The 23,184-nt window shown below is 75.0% G+C and carries 28 protein-coding genes; 23 read left to right on the forward strand and 5 right to left on the reverse strand.

What is annotated here, in order from left to right:
* Positions 1–112 precede the first annotated feature (112 nt).
* The 16 genes from rpsP to PGN05_RS05775 all read left to right on the forward strand — a co-directional run bounded on the left by rpsP (position 113) and on the right by PGN05_RS05775 (position 12,360).
* A complete protein-coding gene (gene rpsP / locus PGN05_RS05700) occupies positions 113–592 on the forward strand; it encodes a 30S ribosomal protein S16 (RefSeq protein ID WP_419751560.1) in 480 nt (159 codons plus the stop codon).
* A gap of 2 nt (positions 593–594) precedes the next feature.
* The gene (locus PGN05_RS05705; protein ID WP_419751561.1) at positions 595–831 is read left to right on the forward strand and encodes an RNA-binding protein; all 237 of its coding nucleotides are present in this window, start codon (positions 595–597) and stop codon (positions 829–831) included.
* A gap of 47 nt (positions 832–878) precedes the next feature.
* Positions 879–1,391, forward strand: coding sequence for a ribosome maturation factor RimM (gene rimM, locus PGN05_RS05710; protein WP_419751562.1), 513 nt, complete (start codon positions 879–881; stop codon positions 1,389–1,391).
* 5 nt (positions 1,392–1,396) lie between these two features.
* Positions 1,397–2,128 (forward strand): tRNA (guanosine(37)-N1)-methyltransferase TrmD, encoded by a 732-nt coding sequence (gene trmD / locus PGN05_RS05715; RefSeq protein WP_419751563.1) that lies wholly within the window; start codon positions 1,397–1,399, stop codon positions 2,126–2,128.
* Positions 2,121–2,621 (forward strand): NUDIX hydrolase, encoded by a 501-nt coding sequence (locus tag PGN05_RS05720; protein WP_419751564.1) that lies wholly within the window; start codon positions 2,121–2,123, stop codon positions 2,619–2,621. The genes trmD and PGN05_RS05720 overlap by 8 nt, the downstream gene beginning before the upstream one ends.
* Positions 2,622–2,767: 146 nt before the next feature.
* Positions 2,768–3,124, forward strand: a complete 357-nt coding sequence (rplS, locus tag PGN05_RS05725) for a 50S ribosomal protein L19 (protein ID WP_419751565.1) — start codon at positions 2,768–2,770, stop codon at positions 3,122–3,124.
* A gap of 67 nt (positions 3,125–3,191) precedes the next feature.
* Positions 3,192–4,181, forward strand: coding sequence for a signal peptidase I (gene lepB / locus PGN05_RS05730; protein WP_419751566.1), 990 nt, complete (start codon positions 3,192–3,194; stop codon positions 4,179–4,181).
* Positions 4,182–4,462: 281 nt separating this feature from the next.
* Positions 4,463–5,167 carry a LuxR C-terminal-related transcriptional regulator gene (locus tag PGN05_RS05735; protein ID WP_419751567.1) on the forward strand — a complete coding sequence of 235 codons (705 nt, stop codon included), beginning with the start codon at positions 4,463–4,465 and terminating at the stop codon, positions 5,165–5,167.
* 224 nt (positions 5,168–5,391) lie between these two features.
* Positions 5,392–6,168, forward strand: coding sequence for a ribonuclease HII (locus tag PGN05_RS05740; protein ID WP_419751568.1), 777 nt, complete (start codon positions 5,392–5,394; stop codon positions 6,166–6,168).
* Complete coding sequence (locus PGN05_RS05745) at positions 6,165–6,485, forward strand: DUF2469 domain-containing protein (RefSeq protein ID WP_135146486.1); 321 nt, start codon at positions 6,165–6,167, stop codon at positions 6,483–6,485. The genes PGN05_RS05740 and PGN05_RS05745 overlap by 4 nt, the downstream gene beginning before the upstream one ends.
* 132 nt (positions 6,486–6,617) lie before the next feature.
* A complete protein-coding gene (locus tag PGN05_RS05750) occupies positions 6,618–6,977 on the forward strand; it encodes a YraN family protein (RefSeq protein ID WP_419751569.1) in 360 nt (119 codons plus the stop codon).
* On the forward strand, positions 6,974–8,494 hold the full coding sequence (locus PGN05_RS05755) for a YifB family Mg chelatase-like AAA ATPase (protein ID WP_419751570.1): 1,521 nt from the start codon (positions 6,974–6,976) through the stop codon (positions 8,492–8,494). Before PGN05_RS05750 ends, PGN05_RS05755 begins: the two co-directional genes overlap by 4 nt.
* Positions 8,491–9,732, forward strand: a complete 1,242-nt coding sequence (dprA, locus tag PGN05_RS05760; protein WP_419751571.1) for a DNA-processing protein DprA — start codon at positions 8,491–8,493, stop codon at positions 9,730–9,732. The genes PGN05_RS05755 and dprA overlap by 4 nt, the downstream gene beginning before the upstream one ends.
* Positions 9,733–9,827: 95 nt before the next feature.
* Positions 9,828–10,763 (forward strand): tyrosine recombinase XerC, encoded by a 936-nt coding sequence (locus tag PGN05_RS05765; RefSeq protein ID WP_419751572.1) that lies wholly within the window; start codon positions 9,828–9,830, stop codon positions 10,761–10,763.
* A gap of 116 nt (positions 10,764–10,879) precedes the next feature.
* Entirely contained in the window at positions 10,880–11,674 is a 795-nt protein-coding gene (whiG, locus tag PGN05_RS05770; protein WP_419751573.1) for an RNA polymerase sigma factor WhiG, read from the forward strand.
* Between the two features lie 95 nt (positions 11,675–11,769).
* On the forward strand, positions 11,770–12,360 hold the full coding sequence (locus PGN05_RS05775; protein WP_419751574.1) for a hypothetical protein: 591 nt from the start codon (positions 11,770–11,772) through the stop codon (positions 12,358–12,360).
* 12 nt (positions 12,361–12,372) lie between these two features.
* Here the strand turns inward: PGN05_RS05775 and PGN05_RS05780 are convergent, their stop codons facing one another.
* A complete protein-coding gene (locus tag PGN05_RS05780; protein ID WP_419751575.1) occupies positions 12,373–12,888 on the reverse strand; it encodes a M23 family metallopeptidase in 516 nt (171 codons plus the stop codon).
* A 305-nt stretch (positions 12,889–13,193) separates the two neighbouring features.
* Between PGN05_RS05780 and rpsB the strand changes: the two genes are divergently transcribed.
* The 5 genes from rpsB (at position 13,194) to PGN05_RS05805 (ending at position 17,724) form a co-directional block, all read left to right on the forward strand.
* Positions 13,194–14,162, forward strand: a complete 969-nt coding sequence (gene rpsB / locus PGN05_RS05785; protein ID WP_419751576.1) for a 30S ribosomal protein S2 — start codon at positions 13,194–13,196, stop codon at positions 14,160–14,162.
* Positions 14,163–14,272: 110 nt separating this feature from the next.
* Positions 14,273–15,088 carry a translation elongation factor Ts gene (gene tsf / locus PGN05_RS05790; RefSeq protein ID WP_419751577.1) on the forward strand — a complete coding sequence of 272 codons (816 nt, stop codon included), beginning with the start codon at positions 14,273–14,275 and terminating at the stop codon, positions 15,086–15,088.
* Between the two features lie 230 nt (positions 15,089–15,318).
* On the forward strand, positions 15,319–16,074 hold the full coding sequence (pyrH, locus tag PGN05_RS05795) for a UMP kinase (protein WP_419751612.1): 756 nt from the start codon (positions 15,319–15,321) through the stop codon (positions 16,072–16,074).
* 68 nt (positions 16,075–16,142) lie between these two features.
* Entirely contained in the window at positions 16,143–16,700 is a 558-nt protein-coding gene (gene frr / locus PGN05_RS05800) for a ribosome recycling factor (protein WP_419751578.1), read from the forward strand.
* 163 nt (positions 16,701–16,863) lie between these two features.
* A complete protein-coding gene (locus PGN05_RS05805) occupies positions 16,864–17,724 on the forward strand; it encodes a phosphatidate cytidylyltransferase (protein WP_419751579.1) in 861 nt (286 codons plus the stop codon).
* Between the two features lie 4 nt (positions 17,725–17,728).
* Here PGN05_RS05805 and PGN05_RS05810 read toward each other — a convergent pair whose 3' ends face one another.
* Positions 17,729–18,499 carry a polyphosphate kinase 2 family protein gene (locus PGN05_RS05810; protein ID WP_419751580.1) on the reverse strand — a complete coding sequence of 257 codons (771 nt, stop codon included), beginning with the start codon at positions 18,497–18,499 and terminating at the stop codon, positions 17,729–17,731.
* 66 nt (positions 18,500–18,565) lie between these two features.
* Positions 18,566–19,219 carry a TrmH family RNA methyltransferase gene (locus PGN05_RS05815; RefSeq protein ID WP_419751581.1) on the reverse strand — a complete coding sequence of 218 codons (654 nt, stop codon included), beginning with the start codon at positions 19,217–19,219 and terminating at the stop codon, positions 18,566–18,568.
* Between the two features lie 33 nt (positions 19,220–19,252).
* Here PGN05_RS05815 and rlmN point away from each other — a divergent pair, with 33 nt between their 5' ends.
* Positions 19,253–20,482, forward strand: a complete 1,230-nt coding sequence (rlmN, locus tag PGN05_RS05820; RefSeq protein WP_419751582.1) for a 23S rRNA (adenine(2503)-C(2))-methyltransferase RlmN — start codon at positions 19,253–19,255, stop codon at positions 20,480–20,482.
* The gene (locus PGN05_RS05825; protein WP_419751583.1) at positions 20,479–21,201 is read left to right on the forward strand and encodes a VIT1/CCC1 transporter family protein; all 723 of its coding nucleotides are present in this window, start codon (positions 20,479–20,481) and stop codon (positions 21,199–21,201) included. Before rlmN ends, PGN05_RS05825 begins: the two co-directional genes overlap by 4 nt.
* Before the next feature lie 6 nt (positions 21,202–21,207).
* Here PGN05_RS05825 and PGN05_RS05830 read toward each other — a convergent pair whose 3' ends face one another.
* Together PGN05_RS05830 and PGN05_RS05835 are read right to left on the reverse strand one after the other, a co-directional pair.
* The gene (locus PGN05_RS05830; RefSeq protein WP_419751584.1) at positions 21,208–22,173 is read right to left on the reverse strand and encodes an LCP family protein; all 966 of its coding nucleotides are present in this window, start codon (positions 22,171–22,173) and stop codon (positions 21,208–21,210) included.
* 2 nt (positions 22,174–22,175) lie between these two features.
* On the reverse strand, positions 22,176–23,066 hold the full coding sequence (locus PGN05_RS05835; RefSeq protein ID WP_419751585.1) for an LPXTG cell wall anchor domain-containing protein: 891 nt from the start codon (positions 23,064–23,066) through the stop codon (positions 22,176–22,178).
* Between the last annotated feature and the right edge of the window lie 118 nt (positions 23,067–23,184).

Below are 23,184 nucleotides of genomic sequence, written 5' to 3' on the forward strand. Positions count from 1 at the left end.
TGGGCGGCCCTCTCACCGTTGCCGGCCGTGTCCAGCCGCACCGCTCCCGGCGTACCCCCACGCGCCGCAGGGGCGGGCACACGACCTGCGTTCGAGGAGAACACCACACACCGTGGCCACCAAGATCAAGCTCATGCGCCTGGGCAAGATGCGCGCGCCGTACTACCGCATCGTCGTCGCCGACTCCCGCACCAAGCGGGACGGCCGCTCGATCGAGACGATCGGCAAGTACCACCCGAAGGAGGACCCGTCCTTCATCGAGGTCAACAGCGAGCGGGCGCAGTACTGGCTGGGCGTCGGCGCGCAGCCGACCGAGGCCGTCGCCGCCATCCTCCGGGTCACCGGTGACTGGCAGAAGTTCAAGGGCGAGCCGGCCCCGCCGCCCATGAAGGTCGCCGCCCCGAAGCCGGACAAGAAGGCCCTCTACGAGGAGGCCGTCCGCGCCTCCGGTGGTGAGGAGCCGGCCGCCGGTGCGACGACCCCGAAGAAGAAGGCCGTCAAGGCCGCCGGTGTCGAGGACTCCGACCCGGGCGCGGCTCCCGTCGCCGGTGTCGAGTCCGGCGGCAGCGCCGCCTCGACGCCCGCCGGCTGAGCATGCTCGAAGAGGCGCTCGAGCACCTGGTCAAGGGCATCGTCGACCACCCCGAGGAGGTCACCGTCGACCTCCTCAGCAGTCGCCGCGGCAAGACCCTCGAGGTCCGCGTGCACCCCGACGACCTGGGCAAGGTCATCGGCCGAGGCGGCCGGACGGCCAAGGCGCTGCGCACCGTCATGACCGGGGTCGGGGGGCGCGGCCTGCGGGTCGACGTCGTCGACACCGACGGGCGTTGAGCACGGGCTCGCCTCGCGCCCCGCGCGATCCCTCCCCGGACACCGTGGTGGTCGGCCGCATCGGCCGGCCCCACGGTGTCCGTGGTCTGGTGACCGTCGAGGTCCGCACCGACGACCCCGACCTGCGGTTCGCCGCCGGGGCCGTGCTGGTCACCGACCCGCCGGAGCGGGGCCCGCTGACGGTGCTGGACCGGCGCTGGCACAGCGGGACGCTGCTGCTGCAGCTGACCGGCCCCGCCGGTGAGGTCTACGACACCCGCGAGACCGTCGACGCGCTGCGCAACACCCTGCTGCTCGTCCCCGTCGCGGAGCTCCCCGAGATCGAGGACCCCGAGTCCTTCTACGACCACCAGCTGGTCGGCCTGGCCGCGCGGCTGCCCGACGACACCGTCCTGGGCGAGGTGACCGCCGTCCGGCACGAGGCCCAGGACCTGCTGGTCGTCCGCCGGCCGGACGCCCCCGAACTGCTCGTCCCGTTCGTCTCGGCGATCGTGCCCACCGTCGACCTGGCCGGCGGCTTCCTGGTGGTGGACCCGCCCGAGGGTCTGCTGGAGCTCTGACGCGCGTGCGCATCGACGTCGTCACGATCTTCCCGGAGTACCTCGCGCCGTTGCGGCAGTCCCTGCTGGGCAAGGCCGCCGACCGCGGCCTGGTCAGCATCGGCGTGCACGACCTGCGGCAGTGGACCGACGACGTCCACCGCACGGTCGACGACGCCCCCTACGGCGGCGGTCCCGGCATGGTGATGCGGCCCGAGCCGTGGGCGCGCGCCCTGGAGGCCGTCCGCCCGGCCGGCACCCGCCTGGTCGTGCCCACCCCGGCCGGCCGCCCGTTCACGCAGGCCGTGGCCGCGGAGTGGGCCGCCGAGCCCGGGCTGGTGTTCGCCTGCGGCCGGTACGAGGGCATCGACCAGCGCGTCGCGGACTGGGCGGCGGAGGCCGGGCCCGTGTCCGAGGTCTCCATCGGCGACTACGTCCTCGCCGGCGGCGAGTCCGCCGTGCTGGTGATGGTCGAGGCGGTGACCCGGCTGCTGCCCGGCGTCGTGGGCAACCGGGAGTCCGTGGAGTTCGACTCGCACGCCGACGGCCTGCTGGAGGGGCCCTCCTACACGCGCCCGGCATCGTGGCGGGGGCACGACGTCCCGCCGGTGCTGCTGTCCGGCGACCACGCGGCGATCGCGCGGTGGCGGCGGGCGGAGTCCCTGCGCCGGACCGCGGCCCGCCGTCCGGACCTGCTGACCGCCCTGCCGGCCGGCTCCCTGTCCGAGGCCGACCGGGCCGCGCTCGGCGATGCCTGAGCGCGCCTGGGTCCGCCCGACCGCCCGCGTCGTCGTGCTCGACCCGGCCGGGCGGGTCCTGCTGCTCGGCGCCCGGCTCACCGACCCCGCCGTCCCGCCCGCCGACGTGCTGTTCTGGTACACGCCCGGCGGGGGAGTGGAGGACGGGGAGAGCGTCCGGCAGGCGGCGGTCCGCGAGCTGGCCGAGGAGATCGGGCTGGTCGTGGAGCCCGCCGCGCTCGAGGGCCCGGTGTGGTTCCGGCGACACGTCGGACCGTTCGCCGGCGTGCAGATCGACTCCCGCGAGACCTTCTTCGTGCTGCGGGACGTCGTCCACGAGGTCGACCCGAGCGGGCGCACCGAACTGGAGGTCTTCGGGGAGGAGCCGCACCGCTGGTGGAGCGCCGCGGAGGTCGCCGCGGCCCCCGTGGAGTTCGCGCCGCGGGACCTCGCCACCCTGCTGCCGGAGCTGGCGGCGGGGCCCTGGACGGGGCCGCCGCGCTTCGTCACCTGAAGATGTGGCACAGTAGAGAGCTGCTGCGGACCGTCGGCCACTCGACTCCCGAACTCCTCCCGGAGTGCAGCTCCCCGGATCGGACAGCCGGGGCCGCTCGCTGTCCGCACCGGAAACGACGCAACCGCTAGGACAGGACTGCCGCGATGAACACCCTGGACGTACTCGACGCCGACTCGCTGCGCGACGACATCCCCGAGTTCCGCCCCGGCGACACCGTCAAGGTGCACGTGCGCGTCATCGAGGGCAACCGCTCGCGGATCCAGGTCTTCCAGGGTGCGGTCATCCGCCGCCAGGGCGGGGGCATCCGCGAGACCTTCACCGTCCGCAAGGTCAGCTTCGGTGTCGGCGTGGAGCGCACCTTCCCGGTGCACACCCCGGTCGTCGAGAAGATCGAGGTCGTGACCCGCGGTGACGTCCGCCGGGCGAAGCTGTACTACCTCCGCGAGCTGCGCGGCAAGGCCGCCAAGATCAAGGAGAAGCGCGACACCGTCGCGCGCTGACACGCTCCGGGGCCGGTCCCACCGGCCTGACGTCGGCGGGTCTCCCGCGGCCGTACGCTGGCTCCCGATGAGCAGCGACCGGCCCGGGGGGCCCGCCGACGTCGTTCCCGACGACGAGGAGCCCCGCCGGGGCGTGGCCGGCGAGGACCCCGGCGGCGCCGGTGCGGACGTCGGTCCCGCTCCCGCCCGGTCGTGGCGGCAGCGGCGGGCCGACCGCCAGGCGGAGCAGAAGAAGGGCTCGCTGCTCAAGGAACTGCCGGTCCTGCTGCTCGTGGCCTTCGTGCTGGCGCTGCTGGTGAAGACCTTCCTCGTGCAGGCCTTCTTCATCCCCTCCGGCTCGATGGAACGGACGCTGCACGGCTGCCCCGGCTGCACCGGGGACCGGGTGCTGGTCAACAAGGTGCCCTACTGGTTCGGGGAGCCCGAGCCCGGCGACATCGTCGTCTTCAAGGGTCCGGAGACCTGGACCCCCGAGGTGGCCGTCGCCGAGCCCACCAACTGGTTCTCCGGTGCGCTGCTGTGGCTCGGTCGCGCCGTGGGTGTCGCCCCGCCCAGTGAGGACGACTTCGTCAAGCGGGTCATCGCCACCGAGGGGCAGACCGTCGAGTGCTGCGATCCCCAGGGCCGCATCACCGTGGACGGCGTGCCCCTGGACGAGCCGTACGTCTTCGAGAACTCGCCTCTGGAACGACGCGTGTTCGGCCCGGTGCAGGTGCCCGACGACCGCCTGTGGGTCATGGGGGACCACCGGTCGGCGTCGGCGGACTCGCGGTCGCACGCCGGTGACCAGTACGGCGGCACGATCGGTGTGGACGACGTGATCGGCAAGGCGGCGCTCATCGTCTGGCCCCTGGACCGTTTCGGCCTGCTCGACTCACCCGACATCCAGGGGCTGGAGGCGGCCGGCGCGTCCGGCGGTGCGGGGATCGTCGTCCCGGACACCGGGGCGGCGGCCGTGGCGGGGCCCTACGCGCTGGGCCTCGTGGGCGCCGTCCCGCTGACCGCCTGGCGCCGACGCCGGAGAGCGCACCGCTCCCGCGCCGCGCCGCCCCGGTGACCGCGGTCGGCGACCGCGCCGGCCGGCCCGCTCCGATGCGACCCGCACGTCCCCGTCCGGGGCCGTGCGGGTCGCGTCGTTCCTGGAGCCATTCGGTGAATGGCGTCGCCATGTCGACACGATTGCGCACCGGCCATTCGACCGTTTCTCCTGTGGCGGGAGCGGGCCTATCCGGTGGTTCGAGAAAAGGCGGAAGAATTCTCGGGAAAGCGTTCAAGCATTCGTCTCACCCATCCGATGGAGAAGGTGTAACCCCCCGATAGCGTGAAACGGAGTCCACTGTGTCCGCACCCCTGGCGAGCGCCGCCCGCGGCGTCACCCGCGTGCTCATCCTCGCCGATGCGCCGGTCCTCCGTCGCGGTCTGGTCAGCATGATCAACGAGACCGCCGGCATGCAGTCGGTCGGTACGCCGGGCGAGATGCGCCGGGCCCTCACCCTCGCCGAGACCGCCCGCCCCGACGCCGTGGTCGTGGAGCTCGGCTCCGGTCGGGCCGCCACCCTCAACGCCTGCCGGGACCTGCGCAACCGGTTCCCCCGCGTCACGATCATCGCGCTCGGCACCTCCGAGGACCCCGCCGTGGTCAACGAGGCGCTGGCCGCGGGCGTCCGGGGCTACCTCCTGCTCAACACCTCGCCGACCCTGCTGGGCTGGGCCATCCTGGCTGCCCGCGCCGGCCGCACCGTCGTCGACCCGCAGATCCGCCGCGTCGAGCCCTCCGCCACCCCCGCGGCGAAGCCGTTCGCCCCGGAGGTGCCGCTCACCCGGCGCGAGTCCGACGTGCTCGACGAGCTCCTGCAGGGCCAGTCGAACCGGCAGATCGGCCGCAACCTGTTCATCAGCGAGGACACCGTCAAGTCCCACGTCAAGGCCATCCTGCGCAAGCTGGGTGCCCGCGACCGGGCCCACGCGGTCTCCCTGGTCCTGTCCTCGCGGACCCCGGGCTGCACCTGCGGTGCGCACAGCCTGGCCGCCGCCGAGGCCTGACCTCCTCCCCGCTCCGGGCCGCGGCGGCACTTCCGCCGCGACCCGGTGCGCCCGGCCGGACCGTCCGCCTCCTCGGTGGTCCGCCCGGGCGCCGACCCGGCCGCTCGCCGGCCGCCCACCACGGGCCGGTCCCCCTCGACCCCGGGGACCGGCCCGTGGTCCGTTCCGGCCCGTCCGGGGACCGCGCCCATCCCGTCGGCGGCCCGTCGTACTGTCGGACCCCGATGGCCCTCCGTACCGCCTCTTCCCCCCTCGAGCGGACCGTCCGTGCCCGGTCGGTGCCGCTGACCGAGGACCGCTCCGACGCGCTGTGGGACATGGAGCGCCGGCTGCGTCGCCGCGGCTTCGCCGCCGTCGCCGGCGCCGACGAGGCCGGCCGCGGAGCTTGCGCCGGCCCGCTGGTCGCCGCCGCGTGCGTGCTCCCCCCGGGTCGCCGCGGCCGGGTGCCCGGCCTGGCCGACTCCAAGCTCCTGACCCCGGCCACGCGCGAGCGCGTCTACGCGGAGGTGGTCGACCGGGCCGTCACCTGGTCGGTGGTCGTCATCCCGGTCGAGGACCTCGACGCCCGCGGCATGCACGTGACCAACATCGAGGCGCTGCGCCGGGCCGTGTGGAACCTGGAGCCGGGCGCGGACTACGTCCTCACCGACGGCTTCCCGGTCCCGGGCCTGGCCTGCCCGACGCTCGCGGTCTGGAAGGGCGACCGGGTCGCGGCCTGCGTGGCGGCGGCGTCGGTGCTGGCGAAGGTCACCCGCGACCGCATCATGCTCGACCTGCACGAGCGCTGGCCCGAGTACGACTTCGCCGTCCACAAGGGCTACACCACCGACGCGCACAACGCCGCGCTCGACCGTCACGGCCCCTGCCCCGAGCACCGCATGCGCTTCGTCAACGTCGTCCGCGCGCGGGACGCGCACGCCCGTCGGACGGCCGACCGCACCGGCTCGGCGCGCATGGTCGATGATGGGGCCATGCGCCCTGTGTCCGGAGAGCCGCGATGAGCACCGAGGACCTGGAGAAGTACGAGACCGAGATGGAGCTGCAGCTCTATCGCGAGTACCGGGACATCGTGCGCCAGTTCACCTACGTGGTGGAGACCGAGCGGCGCTTCTACCTGGCCAACTCCGTGGACCTGCAGGTGCGGGAGGCCGGGGGCGAGGTCTACTTCGAGCTGAAGCTGTCGGACGCCTGGGTCTGGGACATGTACCGGCCGGCGCGGTTCGTCCGCAACGTCCGCGTGCTGACCTTCAAGGACGTCAACGTCGAGGAGCTCGACAAGCCCGACCTCGAGCTGCCCGACGGGCCCCGCCTGCCCTGATCCGCGCCTCATGCCGGGCAGCGTGCACCGGCCCGGCGTCGGGGGGCGGCCCCGCGTCCACAGGCGCCCCCGCCGTCCACAGACCCGCTGCGGGCCTGGCGGGCGCCTCGGCGGCCGGGCGACGGTCGGCGGGTGCCCACGACACCGGACCTCGGCCCCCGCGGCGAGCGCATCGCCGCCGCCTACCTCACCGACGCGGGCCTGCGGGTCCTCGACCGGAACTGGCGCTGTCGCGACGGCGAGCTCGACATCGTCGCCCGGGAGGGGGACGCCCTCGTCTTCTGCGAGGTGAAGACCCGCCGCGCCGTCGGCTTCGGCCACCCGGTGGAGGCCGTCGGCCACGCCAAGCAGCGCCGGCTGCGGACGCTCGCCCAGCGCTGGCTGGCCGCCCACGACGAGCACGCGCCCGACCTCCGGTTCGACGTCGTGGGCGTTCTCGTGCGGCCGCACGGCCCGGCGCTGGTCACGCACCTGCGGGGAGCGTTCTCGTGACGCTGGCGCGGACCTGGTCGGTGGGGCTGGCCGGGGTGCACGGCGCGCTGGTGGACGTCGAGGTGGACCTGTCCGCCGGCGTCCCCGGGGTCGTGCTGGTCGGGCTGCCCGACGCGGTGGTGCGACAGTCGGTCGACCGGGTGCGGGCCGCGGTCGTCAACGCCGGCGGGAGGTGGCCGCTGCGGCGGATCACCATCGGCCTGTCCCCGGCCGCCATGCCCAAGCAGGGGAGCGGCTTCGACCTCGCCCTCGCCGCGGCCGTGCTGGCCGCCGACGGGGCGGTGCCACCGGAGTCGGTCGGTCGGCTCGTGCTCATCGGGGAGCTGGGCCTCGACGGCTCGGTGCGGGCGGTCCGCGGCGCCCTGCCCGCGGTCCTGGCCGCGAGCCGGGCGGGCCACCCGACGGTGGTCGTGCCGGCCGGCAACGGCGAGGAGGCCGCCCTCGTCGACGGCGTCGAGGTCCTGGCGGCGGGCACCCTCGGCGATCTCGTCGCGCACCTCCGGGGGGAACGGGCGCTGCCCCGGCACACCCGCAGCCCGCTGCCACCGGCGCCACCGGGACCGGACCTCGGCGACGTGGTCGGCCAGCCGATCGGCCGCCGGGCCGTCGAGGTGGCGGCGGCCGGCGGGCACCACCTGTTCCTGACCGGGCCGCCCGGCGCCGGCAAGACGATGCTGGCGGAGCGGCTGCCCGGCCTGCTGCCGGCGCTCGACGAGCAGGCGGCCCTCGAGGTCACCGCCATCCACTCCGTGGCGGGGACGCTGCCGCCGGGGGCGCCGCTGGTGACCCGCCCGACGTTCGAGGCCCCGCACCACTCCGCCACCATGGCGGCCCTCGTCGGCGGTGGGTCCGGCCTCATCCGCCCCGGGGCACTGTGCCGCGCGCACCGCGGCGTGCTCTTCCTCGACGAGGCCCCGGAGTTCCCACGGGCGGTGCTCGACACCCTCCGCCAGCCGCTGGAACGCGGACAGGTGACCATCTCGCGCGCCAGCGGGGCGGCCACCTTCCCGTGCCGCGCCCAGCTCGTGCTGGCCGCCAACCCCTGCCCGTGCGCGAGCGCGGCGGGCGACGCCGCCTGCACGTGCAGCCCGCTGGAGCGGCGGCGCTACCAGTCCCGGCTCTCGGGACCCCTGCTCGACCGGATCGACCTGCGGGTCGACCTCCCGGCGGTGACGCGCGCCGCGTGGCTCGAGGCCGGCGCGGTCGTGGAACCGACCGCCGTGGTCGCCCAGCGGGTGCAGGCCGCCCGGGACACCGCGGCCGACCGGCTGCGCGGCAGCGGCTGCGCCGTGAACAGCGAGGTGCCCGGCCGGCTGCTCCGCGACCGGTGGTCGCCGCCGCGACCGGCGCTGCGGCTGGTCGAGCGGGCGCTGGAGCGGGGTGTCCTGTCGGTGCGCGGCTACGACCGCGTGCTGCGCGTCGCCTGGACGCTGGCCGACCTCGCCGGCCGGCCCCTGCCCGCGGCCGACGACGTCGCCGAGGCCCTCGGCATGCGCCTGCAGCGGGTCGCGGCATGACCGCCCGGAGCCTCGACGAGGACCTGGAGCAGGGACTCGCGGACGGGGCCGGCCCCTCTCCGGCGGTCCGGAGGGCGCGGGCCTGGCTCAGCCGCGCGGCGGAACCGGGGAGCGTCTCCTTCTGGCGGTTCGTCGAGGACGCCGGGCCGGTCGAGGCCGTGCGCCGGATCCGCGCCGGCCGCGCGCCCGACGCCGTCCGGGCGCTGGTGGGCGCCCGCGCCGAGCAGGACGCCTCGCGGGCCGACCTGCTGCGCGCGCAGCGCTGCGGAGCCCGGCTCGTCGTGCCGGAGGACGACGAGTGGCCCGCTCTGCTGCTGCACGGCCTGACCGTCGCCGCCAGTGCCGAGCCCGACGACCCGCGCCGCCAGTCGCCGCGGACGACCGCCCCCGTGCCCCCGCTGGCGCTGTGGGTCCGGGGGCCGAGCCGGCTCGACGAGGTGGCCGAGCGCTCGGTCGCGATCGTCGGAGCCCGGGCCTCGACCGCCTACGGGGAGCACGTGGCCGGCGAGCTCGGGCACCAGCTGGGGGAGCGCGGCTGGACCGTGGTGTCCGGCGGTGCCTTCGGGATCGACGCCGCCGCCCACCGGGGCGCGCTGGCGGCCGGAGGGTCGACCGTCGCCGTGCTCGCCTGCGGCGTCGACCGGCCCTACCCGGCGGCGCACGGCGCGCTGTTCCACCGCCTCGCGGAGGAGGGGCTCCTGGTCAGCGAGTGGCCGCCCGGAGCCGCGCCGCACAAGCACCGCTTCCTCGTCCGCAACCGGCTGATCGCCGGGCTGACCCGCGGCACCGTCGTCGTCGAGGCGGCCGCCCGGTCCGGCGCCCTGGCGACCGCCCGCCGGGCGCAGAAGCTGGGGCGGCAGGTGATGGTCGTGCCGGGCCCGGTCACCTCGGCGATGTCGGTCGGCTGTCACGAGCTGCTGCGGGACGCCGAGCTCGGTGCCGTCCTCGTGGCCAGCGCCGCCCACGTCGTCCAGGAGGTCGGCCGGCTGGGGGAGGACCTGGCCGACGGTCCCGAGCGCGCGTCCGAGCCGCGGGACGGGCTGTCCGACGTCGCCTGCCGGGTGCTCGACGCCTGCCCCGTCCGCGCCGGGGTGAGCCCGGAGCGGCTGGCCGCGATCGCCGCCTGCGACGTGCTCGACGTGCTGCGGGTGCTGCCCGCCCTGGAGCTGGCCGACCTGGTGGAGCACACCGGCAGCGGCTGGCGGCTGAGGCGGCCGGAGACGGAGCGGGGCAGGTGACCGGCGGGAACCGGGCCGGACGGCCGCGGACCAGGGCGGTTCCGGCGGCGGCGCGGCGCCTTGACCTCCGGCGGGTGCCGTCGGACCGTTCCCGGGTGACCGCCCGGACCGCCGACGCCCGTGCGGCCCTGCCCCTGCCACTGGCGGAGGCGCTGGCCGGGTACGAGGAGCACCTGCGCACGCAGCGGGACCTCTCCGAGCACACCGTCCGCGGGTACGTCACCGACGCCGTCTGGCTGCTGGACCACCTGGTCCGGCGCGGCGGCACCCGGGCCGACGACCTGGACCTGGCCACGCTGCGCAGCTGGCTGGCGCAGGGCCGGACCCGCGGCGCCGAGCGGGCGACGACCGCTCGCCGTGCGGCCGCGGCCCGGTCCCTCACCGCCTGGCTGCGCCGCGCCGGCCTCACGCCCGAGGACGTCGGCCTGCGCCTGGTCAGCCCCAAGGCCCGGCGCACGCTGCCCGACGTGCTGGCCCCCGACCAGGCGCGCGCCCTCGTCGAGTCCGCGGCCGGTGCCGAGGAGCCGGTGGGACTGCGGGACGCGGTCGTCCTCGAGCTGCTGTACGCCAGCGGCATCCGCGTCAGCGAGCTGGTCGGGCTGGACGTCGACGACGTCGACCGCGGGCGCCGGCTGCTGCGGGTGCTCGGCAAGGGCCGCAAGGAGCGCAGCGTCCCCTACGGCGCCCCGGCCGAGCGGGCGCTGGACGCGTGGCTGACCCGCGGCCGACCGGCCCTGGCCACCGACCGGTCCGGTCCGGCGCTCCTGCTCGGCTCCCGCGGCGGCCGCCTCGACCCGCGCGAGGTCCGCCGCACCGTGCACGCCGCCGTGGCCGACACGCCCGGCGCGCCCGACATCGGCCCGCACGGCCTGCGCCACACGGCGGCGACGCACGTGCTCGAGGGCGGCGCGGACCTGCGCTCGGTCCAGGAGCTGCTGGGCCACGCCAGCCTGGCGACGACGCAGATCTACACCCACGTGACCGTGGAGCGGCTGCGGGCGGTCCACGCCCAGGCGCACCCGCGCGCCTGAGAGGAGTGCCGCTCGTGTCTGAGACAGTGGTGCTGCGCGCGATGGAGTCGCCCACCGCCGCCCAGCCGACCCCGAGGCCTTCCACGGCAGGCCTCCGACGACCGGGAGTACCGACCGTGCCCGAGGCCACCATCCACCGGCTCGACGAGGCCGACGCCGATGCCGCGCTGGCCGCGCTGTGGGCGACCTACGTCGAGGACCGGGACCCGGCGCTCCGGGACCGGCTGATCCTCCACTACGCGCCGCTGGTCAAGTACGTCGCCGGCCGGGTCGGCAGCGGCCTGCCCGCGCACGTCGAGCAGGCCGACCTGGTCTCCTACGGCACCTTCGGGCTGATCGACGCGATCACCCGCTACCAGCCCTCCCGCGAGGTCAAGTTCGAGAGCTACGCGATGGCCCGCATCCGCGGCGCGATCATCGACGAGCTGCGCAGCACCGACTGGATCCCGCGGTCGGTGCGGATGCGGGCCCGCCAGTTCCAGCGCACCGTCGCCGATCTCGAGAGCCGCCTGCAGCGCAGCCCCACCGAGGAGGAGGTGGCCGCCGAGATGGACATGGACGTCGAGGAGGTCCGCAAGTTCCTCGGTCAGCTCTCGCTGGTCAACGTCGTGGCCCTGGACGAGCTGCTGTCCGACGACGAGGGCGGCGCGCCGCGCCTGGTGGACACGCTGCAGGACACCAGGGCCCTGGACCCGCAGGCGATGGCCGAGCACGGGGAGGCGCGCCAGCTGCTGGCCCGGGCCGTCGAGCAGCTGCCCGAGCGGGAGAAGGTCGTGGTGAGCCTCTACTACTTCGAGGGCCTCACCCTCGCCGACATCGGCCGCGTGCTCGGGGTCACCGAGAGCCGGATCTGCCAGCTGCACACCAAGGCCGTGCTGCACCTGCGCACCAAGCTCGCCGACATCGCCTGAGCGGGAGGCCGCCTCCGGGGGACCCCGTCCAGCCGGAGCCGCGCCCGGACGCGGTCGCGCTGCTGTGGCACGGCCGCGGTGCCCACGAGAGCCGGGTGCTCGCGTCGCTGGCCGCCGCGTGCGCGCACCGGGCGGTCCGGACGGTCGTGCCCGACTGGGACGTGGGCGCCCCCGACCGCGGCGCCGACGCCCTGCGCTCCTCGCTGAGAGTCGCCCGCGGCATCGCGGACCGGGCCGGTGCCCCGCTGGTGGTCGTCGGGTGGTCCCTCGGCGGCACGGCGGCCCTGTCCGTGGCCCTCGCGTCGCTCGGGGGAGGCGCCGTGGTCGTGGGCCTCGCCGCCGACACCGACGAGCGGTCACCCCTCACCGGCCGCAGTCCTGCCGCGGAGCTCGGGCGCCAGGGACAGCGGGTGCCCCGTCTCTCCCTGCTGCACGGGACGGCGGACACCGTCGTCCGGCCGGACCGCGCCGAGGAGTTCCGGGACCGCTGCGCCGCCGCGGGGGTCGCGTGCGAGCTGACCCTGGTCGACACCGACCACGCCGGCGTGATCGGCACCGCGTACGACCCCACCCGCCGGCTCTGCGTGCCGAGCACCGGGCCGGCGGCGCGTCGGGGGCTGGCCGCGGCGGTCGGGCTGGTCGTCCGCGCGGCGGAGCGAGCGCGCGCCACCGATCCACCGGCGTGACCGGCCGCCGGCTCAGCCCATCGGCAGGAGCCGCACCTCAGGCGGGCGGAGGAGGGACAGCGGGTCCAGGTAGGTCTCCCCGCGGCGCAGCCCCCAGTGCAGACAGGCGTCGGCCGGGCAGCCCCCGTGCCCGGCGGCCAGCGTGCCGATCGGGGAGCCCCGCGCGACCGCCTGGCCCGCGCCCACGACCGCGTCGACCGGCTCGTACGTCGTCCGCAGCCCACCGGCGTGCTCGATGCTCACCACCGGCCGGCCGGCCACCATCCCGGCGAAGGCCACCACACCGTCCCCGGCGGCCAGCACGGGGGAGCCCGGCGCCGCCGCCAGGTCCACGCCCCGGTGCCCGGCCGAGTAGGGGCCCGGCGGGGGGTCGAACGGCCGGGTGACCGGGCCCTCGACCGGCCGCACCCACAGCGGGGTGCCGACCGGCGGGGCGGGGGCGGCGACCGCCGTAGCCGGCTCGGCCACCGCCGTCGCCGGGGCGAGCAGCCAGACGGCGGTCAGCACGAGCAGGACCAGGGGACGCACGCCGCCGAGCCTGTCGTCCGCGGCGCGGTGCCGGGCTCGAGTGCAGGGGCCTGTGGACGACCGCGGCCGCTGGGGGAGCCGCCGTAGGGCACGGCGTATGCTGTCGGGTGCGATCCGTCCTGGACGGGTCGACTTCGCGCGTCCTCAGTCCCGCCGGTCCGGCGGGTCAGTCGCCACCTCGGTCCCCGCGGGAGCTCCTCGCGGGGTGGTGTGGCGCCTCGGACGCCAGGGCGGTGCACCACCCGGTGCCCGCGACAACCGAGGAGCGCGGCCGCCGAGCGGCCGCGCGCGACAGAAGGGCGACCATGGCAGTCGTCAGCATGAAGCAGCTGCTCGACAGCGGCGTCCACTTCGGGCACCAGACCCGTCGGTGGAACCCGAAGATGAAGCGCTTCATCTTCACCGAGCGCAACGGCATCTACATCATCGACCTGCAGCAGACGCTCGGGTACATCGACAACGCCTACGAGTTCGTCAAGCAGACCGTGGCGCACGGCGGCTCGATCCTGTTCGTCGGCACCAAGCGCCAGGCGCAGGAGGTCATCGCCGAGCAGGCGCAGCGGGTCGGCATGCCCTACGTCAACCAGCGCTGGCTGGGCGGCATGCTCACGAACTTCCAGACCGTGCACAAGCGTCTGCAGCGGCTCAAGGAGCTCGAGGACATGGAGCAGACCGGCGTGCTGGTCAGCCTGTCCAAGAAGGAGCAGCTGACCCTCAGCCGCGAGAAGGGCAAGCTGGAGCGCAGCCTCGGCGGTATCCGCGACATGCAGAAGGTGCCCAGCGCCGTCTGGATCGTGGACACCAAGAAGGAGCACATCGCCGTCGGCGAGGCCCGCAAGCTCAACATCCCGGTCGTCGCGATCCTCGACACCAACTGCGACCCGGACGAGGTCGACTACAAGATCCCGGGCAACGACGACGCCATCCGCAGCGCCGCCCTGCTGACCCGCGTGATCGCCGACGCCGTCGCCGAGGGTCTGATGGCCCGCTCGGCCGCGCAGGCCAACGCCGGCCGTGAGGACGGCGCGGCGCCGGCCATCGGCGGCGACGAGCCGCTGGCCGACTGGGAGCGCGAGCTGCTGACCGGCGGCGACGCCGCTGCGGCTCCCGCCACCGAGGCTCCCGCGGCCGAGGCGCCCGCCGCCGAGGCGACCCCGCTGCCCGAGACCCCGGTCGCCCCGCCCACGGTCACCGCGGACGAGGTCGCCCCGGTCGAGGGCGTGCCCGCCACCGGTGACACCGAGACGGGCACCCAGGGCGCCCAGAACGGCTGATCCGCGCCGGCGCCGTCCCCGTCCACGGGGACGGCGCCGAGGCGCGTCCGGACTCCACCGTCCGGGAACCCGACTCAGCACTCCACCCACCAGACACACAGGGAAGTGACATGGCTGGCTTCACCGCTGCCGACGTCAAGCGTCTCCGCGACGCGACCGGCGCCGGGATGATGGACTGCAAGAAGGCCCTCACCGAGGCCGACGGCGACTACGACAAGGCCGTCGAGCTGCTGCGCATCAAGGGCGCCAAGGACGTCGGCAAGCGCCTCGAGCGCTCCACGACCAACGGCGTCGTCGTCAACAAGGACGGCGCGCTGCTCGAGCTCGACTGCGAGACCGACTTCGTCGCCAAGAACGCCGACTTCGTCAAGCTCGCCGAGCGCCTGCTCGACATCGTGCTGGCGGAGAAGCCGGCCGACGTCGAGGCGTTGCTGGCCACCGAGGTCGACGGGCAGACCGTCGCCGCGCTGGTCGAGAGCGAGTCCGCCCGCATCGGGGAGAAGCTGGTGCTCAGCCGCTTCGCCGTCTTCGAGGGCACCACGGCCACCTACCTGCACAAGCGGGCCACCGACCTGCCCCCGGCCATCGGTGTCGCCGTGCAGTACAGCGGTGGCAGCGAGGACGCCGCGCGCAGCCTGGCGATGCACATCGCCGCGGCCCGCCCGCGCTACCTCAGCCGCGAGGAGGTCCCGGCCGAGGCCGTCGAGACCGAGCGCCGCGTCGCCGAGCAGACGGCGAAGGAGGAGGGCAAGCCCGAGCAGGCCATCGTCAAGATCGTCGAGGGTCGGGTCAACGCCTACTACAAGGACTTCGTCCTGCTCGAGCAGCCGTCGATCACCGAGCCCAAGCGCACGGTCAAGCAGATCGTCGACGAGGCCGGCCTGACCGTCGAGCGGTTCGCCCGCTTCGAGGTCGGCCAGGCCTGAAGAACTGAAGAAGGACCCCCTTGCCCCCCACCGCTCGCACGCTCGCGGCGGGGCCCTGCAAGGTGGCCGTCACTGGCCCCGTCCCACTCGTGGGACGGGGCCAGTGGTCTGTCCGGGGCGGGCATGGGTACCTCGCGGCCCGCGGGGACCGGCCGCAGCGCGATGCGGCAGGATCAGTCGAACGCCGAGCGAGTGGAGAACCGTTGACCGAGACCGCCGCGCCGGGCGCCGTGCCCCTCTCCGCGCCGACCGCCTTCCAGCCCGCTGACCGGGCCGGCTACAAGCGGGTCCTGATCAAGCTGTCGGGGGAGACCTTCGGCGGCGGCAAGGTCGGCGTCGACGCCGGCATCGTCCAGGGCATCGCCACCCAGCTGGCCGAGGTGGTCGGCAAGGGCGCGCAGGTCGCCGTCGTCATGGGAGGTGGCAACTTCTTCCGCGGCGCGGAGCTGTCCCAGGCCGGCATGGACCGCACCAAGGCCGACTACATGGGCATGCTGGGCACGGTCATGAACTGCCTGGCCCTGCAGGACTTCTGCGAGAAAGCGGGCCTCGAGACCCGCGTGCAGTCGGCGATCACCATGGGCCAGGTCGCCGAGCCCTACATCCCGCGCAAGGCCATCCGGCACCTGGAGAAGGGCCGGCTGGTCATCTTCGGCGCGGGCGCCGGCATGCCCTACTTCTCCACCGACACCGTCGCCGCCCAGCGGGCGCTGGAGATCGAGTGCCAGGTCCTGCTCATGGGCAAGAACGGGGTCGACGGCGTCTACGACGCCGATCCGCGGCACCACCCGGACGCCGTCATGTACGAGGACCTGGACTACGCCACCGTCCTCGCCAAGCAGCTCAAGGTCGCCGACGCCACCGCGATCAGCCTGTGCATGGACAACCGCATGCCGATCGTGGTGTTCAACCTGCTGCGCGACGGCAACATCGCCCGCGCCGTGGCAGGTGAGAGGATCGGGACGCTGATCAGCGACCCGGCCTGACCGGGCGCAGCCCGCAGACCCGCGACACCCGCGGCGGAGCAGCTCCGCCGCCCCAGGAGGAGAGACCCGTGATCGACGACACCCTGCTCGACGCCGAGGAGCGGATGGACAAGGCCCTGTCGGTCGCGCGGGAGGACCTCGGCTCGGTGCGCACCGGCCGGGCGGCCCCGTCGATGTTCAACAAGGTCCTCGTCGACTACTACGGCGCTCCCACCCCGGTTCCGCAGATGTCGTCGATCACCGTGCCCGAGGCCCGCATGGCGGTGATCAAGCCCTACGACACCGGCCAGCTGTCGGCGATCGAGAAGGCCATCCGGGACAGCGACCTCGGGGTCAACCCGACCAACGACGGCCAGATCATCCGCGTGATCTTCCCGCAGCTGACCGAGGAGCGCCGCCGCGACCTGGTGAAGCAGGCACGGTCCAAGGGCGAGGACGCCAAGGTCGCGATCCGCAACATCCGGCGCCGGGCCAAGGAGGAGCTGGACCGCATCGCCAAGGACGGCGAGGCGGGGGAGGACGACGTCCGCCGGGCGGAGAAGGAGCTCGACGACCTGACCGCCAAGCACACCCACGGCATCGACGACGCGGTGAAGAACAAGGAGACCGAGCTCCTCGAGGTCTGAGCGACCCGGCACCAGACCCATGGCACCCGATCCCGACACCGGGCCGATCCCCCTCGTCGGACGACGTCCCGCGCCGCCACCGCCTCCCCCGGCCCGTCCGGCCGAACTCCGGACGACGGAGCTCCCGGTGGGGGAGCCGGCGACGGTGGAGGCGCCGGTCCCCGTGTCCACCACCGAGTCGATCGGGCCCACGCTCGTGCCCGGGGCCAGGAAGGCCGGCCGGGCCGGGCGGGACATGGTCGCCGCCATCGGCGTCGGCCTGGGGCTCGGCGCGGTCATCGTGGCCTCGCTGCTGGTCTACCGCCCGGCGTTCCTGATCGTCCTCGTGGCCGCGATCCTGGTCGGGATCGTCGAGCTCACCCGTGCCCTCGAGGCGGGGAGTGCCCGCGCGCCCCTCCCGCCGGTGCTGGTCGGCGCGGTGGCGATGCTGACGCTGGCCTGGACCCGCGGCACCTCGGGCCTCGTCGTGGGCTTCCTCCTGACCGTGCTCGCCGTCCTGCTGTGGCGGCTCGGGGACGGCCCCGAGGGGTACCTGCGCGACGCCTCGGCCGGTGTCCTCGTCGTCCTCTACGTGCCGTTGCTGGCCGGGTTCGCCGTGCTGCTGCTGGTGCCCGACGACGGCGTCGCCCGGGTCCTGTTGTTCATCGCCACCGTCGTCGGCAACGACGTGGGCGGCTTCGCCGCAGGGGTACTGGCCGGGCGGCACCCCATGGCGCCGTCGGTGAGCCCCAAGAAGTCCTGGGAGGGCATGGCCGGCTCGGTCGTGGCCTGCGTGCTCGTCGCGACCCCGATCGTCACCCTCGCCCTCGACGGGCCGTGGTGGGGCGGGGTCGCCTTCGGCGCCGCCCTGGCGGTCACCGCCACCGCCGGTGACCTGGGGGAGTCGCTGATCAAGCGGGACCTCGGGATCAAGGACATGGGCAACCTGCTGCCCGGTCACGGCGGCATCATGGACCGGCTGGACTCGCTGCTGCCCTCCGCCGCGGTGGCCTACCTGCTGCTGGCCTGGTTCGCCCCCGCCTGAGCGGTCACGCCCCCGGCAGCGGGGGGTCGGGGTCGATGCCGGCCGCGGCCAGCGCCCCCTCGATCGCCTCGCACACGGTGCGGACGACGGCGACGCGGGCCGAGCGCTTGTCGTCCCCGGCGATCACGTGCCACCGCCCGCCCTCGTGGTCGGTGCGCTCGAGCATCTCCTCGACGGCGGCCTCGTAGGCGGTGCGCTTGTCGCGGTTGCGCCAGTCCTCGTCGGTGAGCTTCCAGGCCCGGTACGGGTCGGCACGGCGGGACTCGAAGCGGCGCAGCTGCTCCTCGGGGGAGACGTGCAGCCAGAACTTGACCAGGATCATGCCCTCGGCGGCCAGCGTGGTCTCCATGTCCACGATCTCCTGGTAGGCCCGCTGCCAGGCGTCCTCGGCGGCGAACCCCTCCACCCGCTCGACCAGGACCCGGCCGTACCAGGTGCGGTCCAGCACGGCCATGCCGCCCCAGCCGGGGAGCACCGGCCAGAACCGCCAGAGGAAGTGGTGCCGCTTCTCGTCGTGGGTGGGGGCGGCGAACTGCGCGACCCGCACGTGCCGGGGGTCGAGCTCGTCGACCAGCCGCTTGATCGCCCCGCCCTTGCCGGAGGCGTCCCAGCCCTCGAACAGCACGCACAGCGGCGGCCCGAGCTCACCGCCGCTGATCTGCCCGCCGAGCAGCAGTCGCAGGTGCACCAGCCGGCGCTGCGCCTCGGCCAGCTGCTTCTTGGCGTCGGACTTCGACAGCCGGACGCTGAGGTCGACCTCGGACAGACGGCTCATGCGTGCAGCCTGGCAGGAGCCGGTCCGCCCGGCGCGAGGAGCAGCTCCGCCCCGACCCACCGGACGTCAGCGCACAGCACCGCCCGGCGGTGTCGTCGCGTGCTGGCGCACCCAGGCGTGCATCGCGATGCCGGCCGCGACCCCGGCGTTGATGGAGCGGGTGGAGCCGAACTGGGCGATGGACAGCACGCCGTCGGCCGCGTTCCGCGCCGGCTCCGACAGCCCGCTGCCCTCCTGCCCGAAGAGCAGGACGCAGGCGCGGGGGAGGGGCTCGGTCTCCAGCGGCCGGGCACCGGGCAGGTTGTCGACGGCGAGCAGCGGCAGCCCCTCCGCCCGCGCCCAGGCGGCGAGCGCGTCGACGTCGGGGTGGTGGCGCACGTGCTGATAGCGGTCGGTGACCATCGCCCCGCGGCGGTTCCAGCGCCGTCGTCCCACGACGTGCACGGCCTCGGCGAGGAACGCGTTGGCGGTCCGGACGACCGTGCCGATGTTGAGGTCGTGCCGCCAGTTCTCGATGGCGACGTGGAAGGGGTGCCGGCGGGTGTCCAGGTCGCCGACGATGGCCTCGACGGTCCAGTAGCGGTACCGGTCGACGACGTTGCGCCGGTCCCCGGCGGCCAGCAGCTCGGGGTCGTACCGCGGGTCCTCGGGCCACGGGCCCTCCCACGGCCCCACGCCGACGGTGTCGAGCGGGGTGAGTTCCCTCTCGGCCTCGGTCACCGGACCGACGCTAGTGGGAGCATGGACTGCGCCATGACTGCCCTGCCGCTCGTCTTCGACGCCCCCCGCCGGGGCAAGCCGCCGCGCCACCTCGCCGACCTCACCCGCGACGAGGCCCGCGCGGCGGTCGCCGAGCTCGGTCAGCCGGCCTTCCGCGCCGACCAGCTGGCCCGGCACTTCTACCGTGGGGTCACCGACCCGGCGCAGATGACCGACCTGCCGGCCGCCGTCCGGGAGACGCTCACCGGTGCCCTGCTGCCGGGTCTGCTGACGCCGGTCCGCCACCAGGCCGCCGACGGTGGGCGCACCCGCAAGACGCTGTGGCGGCTGCACGACGGCGCCCTGGTCGAGAGCGTGCTCATGCGCTACCCCGACCGCGCCACGGTGTGCATCTCCAGCCAGGCCGGCTGCGGCATGGCCTGCCCCTTCTGCGCGACCGGCCAGGGCGGGCTGACCCGCAACCTGTCGGCGGCGGAGATCATCGGCCAGGCGGTGGCGGCCGCGGCGGCGATGGCGAACGGCGAGATCCCCGGCGGGCCGGGGCGGCTGTCCAACGTCGTGTTCATGGGCATGGGCGAGCCGCTGGCCAACTACGCGCGGGTGCGCAAGACCCTCGACGCGCTCGTGACGCCCGCGCCGCACGGCCTGGGCCTCTCGCAGCGGTCGATCACCGTCTCCACCGTCGGGGTGGTCCCGGCGATCCGGCGGCTCACCGAGGAGGGGCTCAACGCCACCCTCGCGGTGAGCCTCCACGCGCCCGACGACGAGCTGCGCGACACGCTCGTGCCGATCAACACCCGGTGGAAGGTCGGCGAGGTCGTCGCCGCCGCCGACGCCTACGCCGAGCGCACCGGCCGCCGCTACTCGGTGGAGTACGCGCTCATCCGCGACGTGAACGACCAGCCCGAGCGGGCCGACCTGCTCGGCCGGCTGCTCGCCCGGCGCCGCGCGCACGTCAACCTCATCCCGCTGAACCCGACGCCGGGCAGCCCGTGGGACGCCAGCCCCCTGCCGGCGCAGCGCGAGTTCGTGGCCCGGCTGCGCGCGGCCGGGGTGCCGACGACGGTCCGCGACACCCGCGGCCAGGACATCGACGGGGCCTGCGGTCAGCTGGCCGCCGCCGACCTGAGGCCCCGTCCCGAGGCTCGTCCCGAGCGTGCGAGGGGTGAGGAGGACGGGGTCCTTCTGGGCGTCCCCAGCGTGGCCGTGCCGACGCCGTCCCTCGAGCCGCCGGTGGAGCTGGGCGCCGAGGCGGACGAGTGAACCCCGCCGGCGACGTGCCGGCGGCCGAGGCGCACGAGCACAGCCACGCCGACGTCTCCGGTGGCTGGCTGCGGGCCGCCGTGTTCGGGGCCATGGACGGGCTGGTCACCAACACCGCCCTGGTCGCGGGAGTGGGCGGCGGCGGAGCGGCACCGCGGGCGATCGTGCTCGCCGGGGCGGCCAGCCTGGTCGCCGGCGCGATCTCGATGGCGCTGGGCGAGTACACCTCGGTGAAGACCCAGAACGAGCAGCTCGACCTCGAGGTGGCCAAGGAGCGCCGCGAGATGGAGCGCAACCCGCGCGGTGAGCTCGCCGAGCTGGTCCAGATGCTGCAGGTGCGCGGGGTGGACGAGGACCTCGCCCGGCAGGTCGCCGTCCAGCTGCACCGCGACCCCGACACCGCGCTGCGGCTGCACGTCGTGGCCGAGATCGGCCTCAACCCGGAGGAGAAGCCGTCGCCGTCGACGGCGGCGGTGTCCTCGTTCCTCACCTTCGCCACGGGCGCGGTCATCCCGCTGCTGCCCTACCTGCTGGGCTTCTCGCTGCTGTGGGTGGCGCTGCTCTGCGGCGGGGTGGGGCTGGCGCTGGCGGGTGCGCTGTCGTCGCGCTTCACGCCCCGGCCGTGGTGGTACGCCGCGCTGCGGCAGCTGCTGTTCGGTGCGGTCGCCGCGGGCGCCACGTACGCGATCGGGTCGGCGATCGGCGTCGCGACCGGCTGACGAGCGTCAGCGGGAGCAGCTGAGGCCGGCGTCGGCGAGCGCGGCGGCCGTCTCCTCGGTGGGTGGGCGCCGCAGCCCGCTCGTGCCCTCCACGCCGGTCGGCAGCACCTCGATGCCCGACAGGTCGGTGCCGGCGAGCGACGCCAGGTCGGGAACCGAGGTGCCGCGGTCGACCGACAGCGCTCCTGACGCGGCCCACGCGACCTCGTGGAGCCGTCCGGGTTGCCAGCCGTCGCTGCGCACGGCGCCGAGGAGGGCGGTGAGCACGGTCCCGGCCGCCGACGCTCGCCCGTCCGGGTCGACCGGCGCCGGGACCCACTGCCCGCCGACCAGGTTCTCGGGGTGCCGGGAGCGCACCAGGGCCAGGGCGGTCAGGCCGTCGACGTGCTGGGGGCCCGATCGCGGGAGCTCCAGTCCGGCGGCGGGGTCGCGGACGGGCTGCGGGACGTCGAGGTCCAGTCCGCCGGCTGCGTCGACGACCGCGGTGAAGCCGGCCAGGTCCACGGTCACGACGTGGTCGGTCGGGATGCCGAGGTCGCACAGCGCGTCCACGGTGGCCTGCGGGTCGTCGAGCCAGGACGTGGCGAGCCGGCTGCGGTGCCAGGTCGTCCCCACGAGCAGGTCCCGCGGAACGGAGAGGGTCCTCGTCCGGCCCCGCTCCTCGTGGACGACGAGGACGACGTCCGCCCGAGCTCCGGGGACCTGCTCGGGTGTGCCGAATTCGGCTGTCGTGGCACCGGCGGGCAGCTCGGCGCGGGAGTCCAGGCCCACGAGGAGCCACGTGCGCCCGGGACCGGGGTGGAGGTCGAGGGCCAGGCGGTCGACGCGGGCAGTGAGCAGGGCGGCGCCGGCGCCGAGGACGGCCAGGGCCACGAGGGTGGCGACGAGGACGAGCCGGACCCCGGACCGCGAACGCGACGGACGCCGGCCAGGGGTGTCCTGGCCGGCGTCCGTCGGGTGTGCTGGGGTCACGCTCAGACCTGCGCGGTCGCCTTGCGACGGCGGGAGGCGAAGACGGTGGCACCGCCGAGCACGACGAGGCCCGCGCCGGCGATCAGCGGGACGCTCACGTCAGCGCCGGTGTAGGCGAGCTGGTCACCCGAGCCGCCGGAGGCGGCGGCGATGCGGACCGGGTAGCTGACGACCGTGCCGTCGGCGCGGGTGACCTTGAGCGAGTGCTCTCCGGCGCCCACGCCGCTCGGGGCGGTGAAGGACACGACGACGACGCCCTGCGCGTCGGCCGTGAAGGTGCCCAGCGTGCGCGGGGTGGAGTGCAGCACCAGGGTCACCTTCTCCCCGGGCTTGTAGCCGGTGAGCCGCCAGGTCTGCTTCTCGCCGACCTTGACCGGGGCCGTCGGGGTCAGCGACTGGCCGGGAGCGGCGGTGACCGTGACGACGCCCTTGGCGTCCTTGGTCACGCTGGCGGTGGAGGGGGCGGCGGGCGCGGCGGGCGCAGCGGGCGCAGCGGCCGCGATCCCGACCGTCAGGGTCGCGTCGGGGTACTCGATGTCGTCGCTGTAGGTCTCGCACCAGGCCGACACGGGGTAGCTGCCGTTCGGGAGCTCGTCGGGGACGGTGAGCGTCACGGACCAGGAGCCGTCCGCCTTGACGTCCACGGTGTCCCCGTCGCCCATCTCGCCGTAGCCGACGCCGGCGCTGACCGACAGCGGGGTGTCGTCGGGGCTGGTGCAGCCGGTGCCCGAGATGGTGAAGGTGGCCCCGGCCTTGACCGGAGCGGGGGTGACCGTGAGGGCGGGGAGCTCGGTGCCCGCCAGGGCGGTCGGCGCGAGGAGGATGCCGGCGGCCATGGTGGCGACGGTGAGCCCGGTCGCGGCGGCGGCGCGGGTGAGGGGCGAGCGAGACATCGGGGCGCTCCGGTTCGTCGGCGGCCCGAGTTCCCCGGACCTGATAGGCAATTCCTACCGATACATCGGCCCGGGGACCCCGCTACTTGCTATCGAGAAACTCCCAAGATCACGGCTT

Origin of the sequence: Geodermatophilus sp. CPCC 206100, assembly GCF_048569675.1 — a bacterium.
GTDB lineage: Bacteria > Actinomycetota > Actinomycetes > Mycobacteriales > Geodermatophilaceae > Geodermatophilus.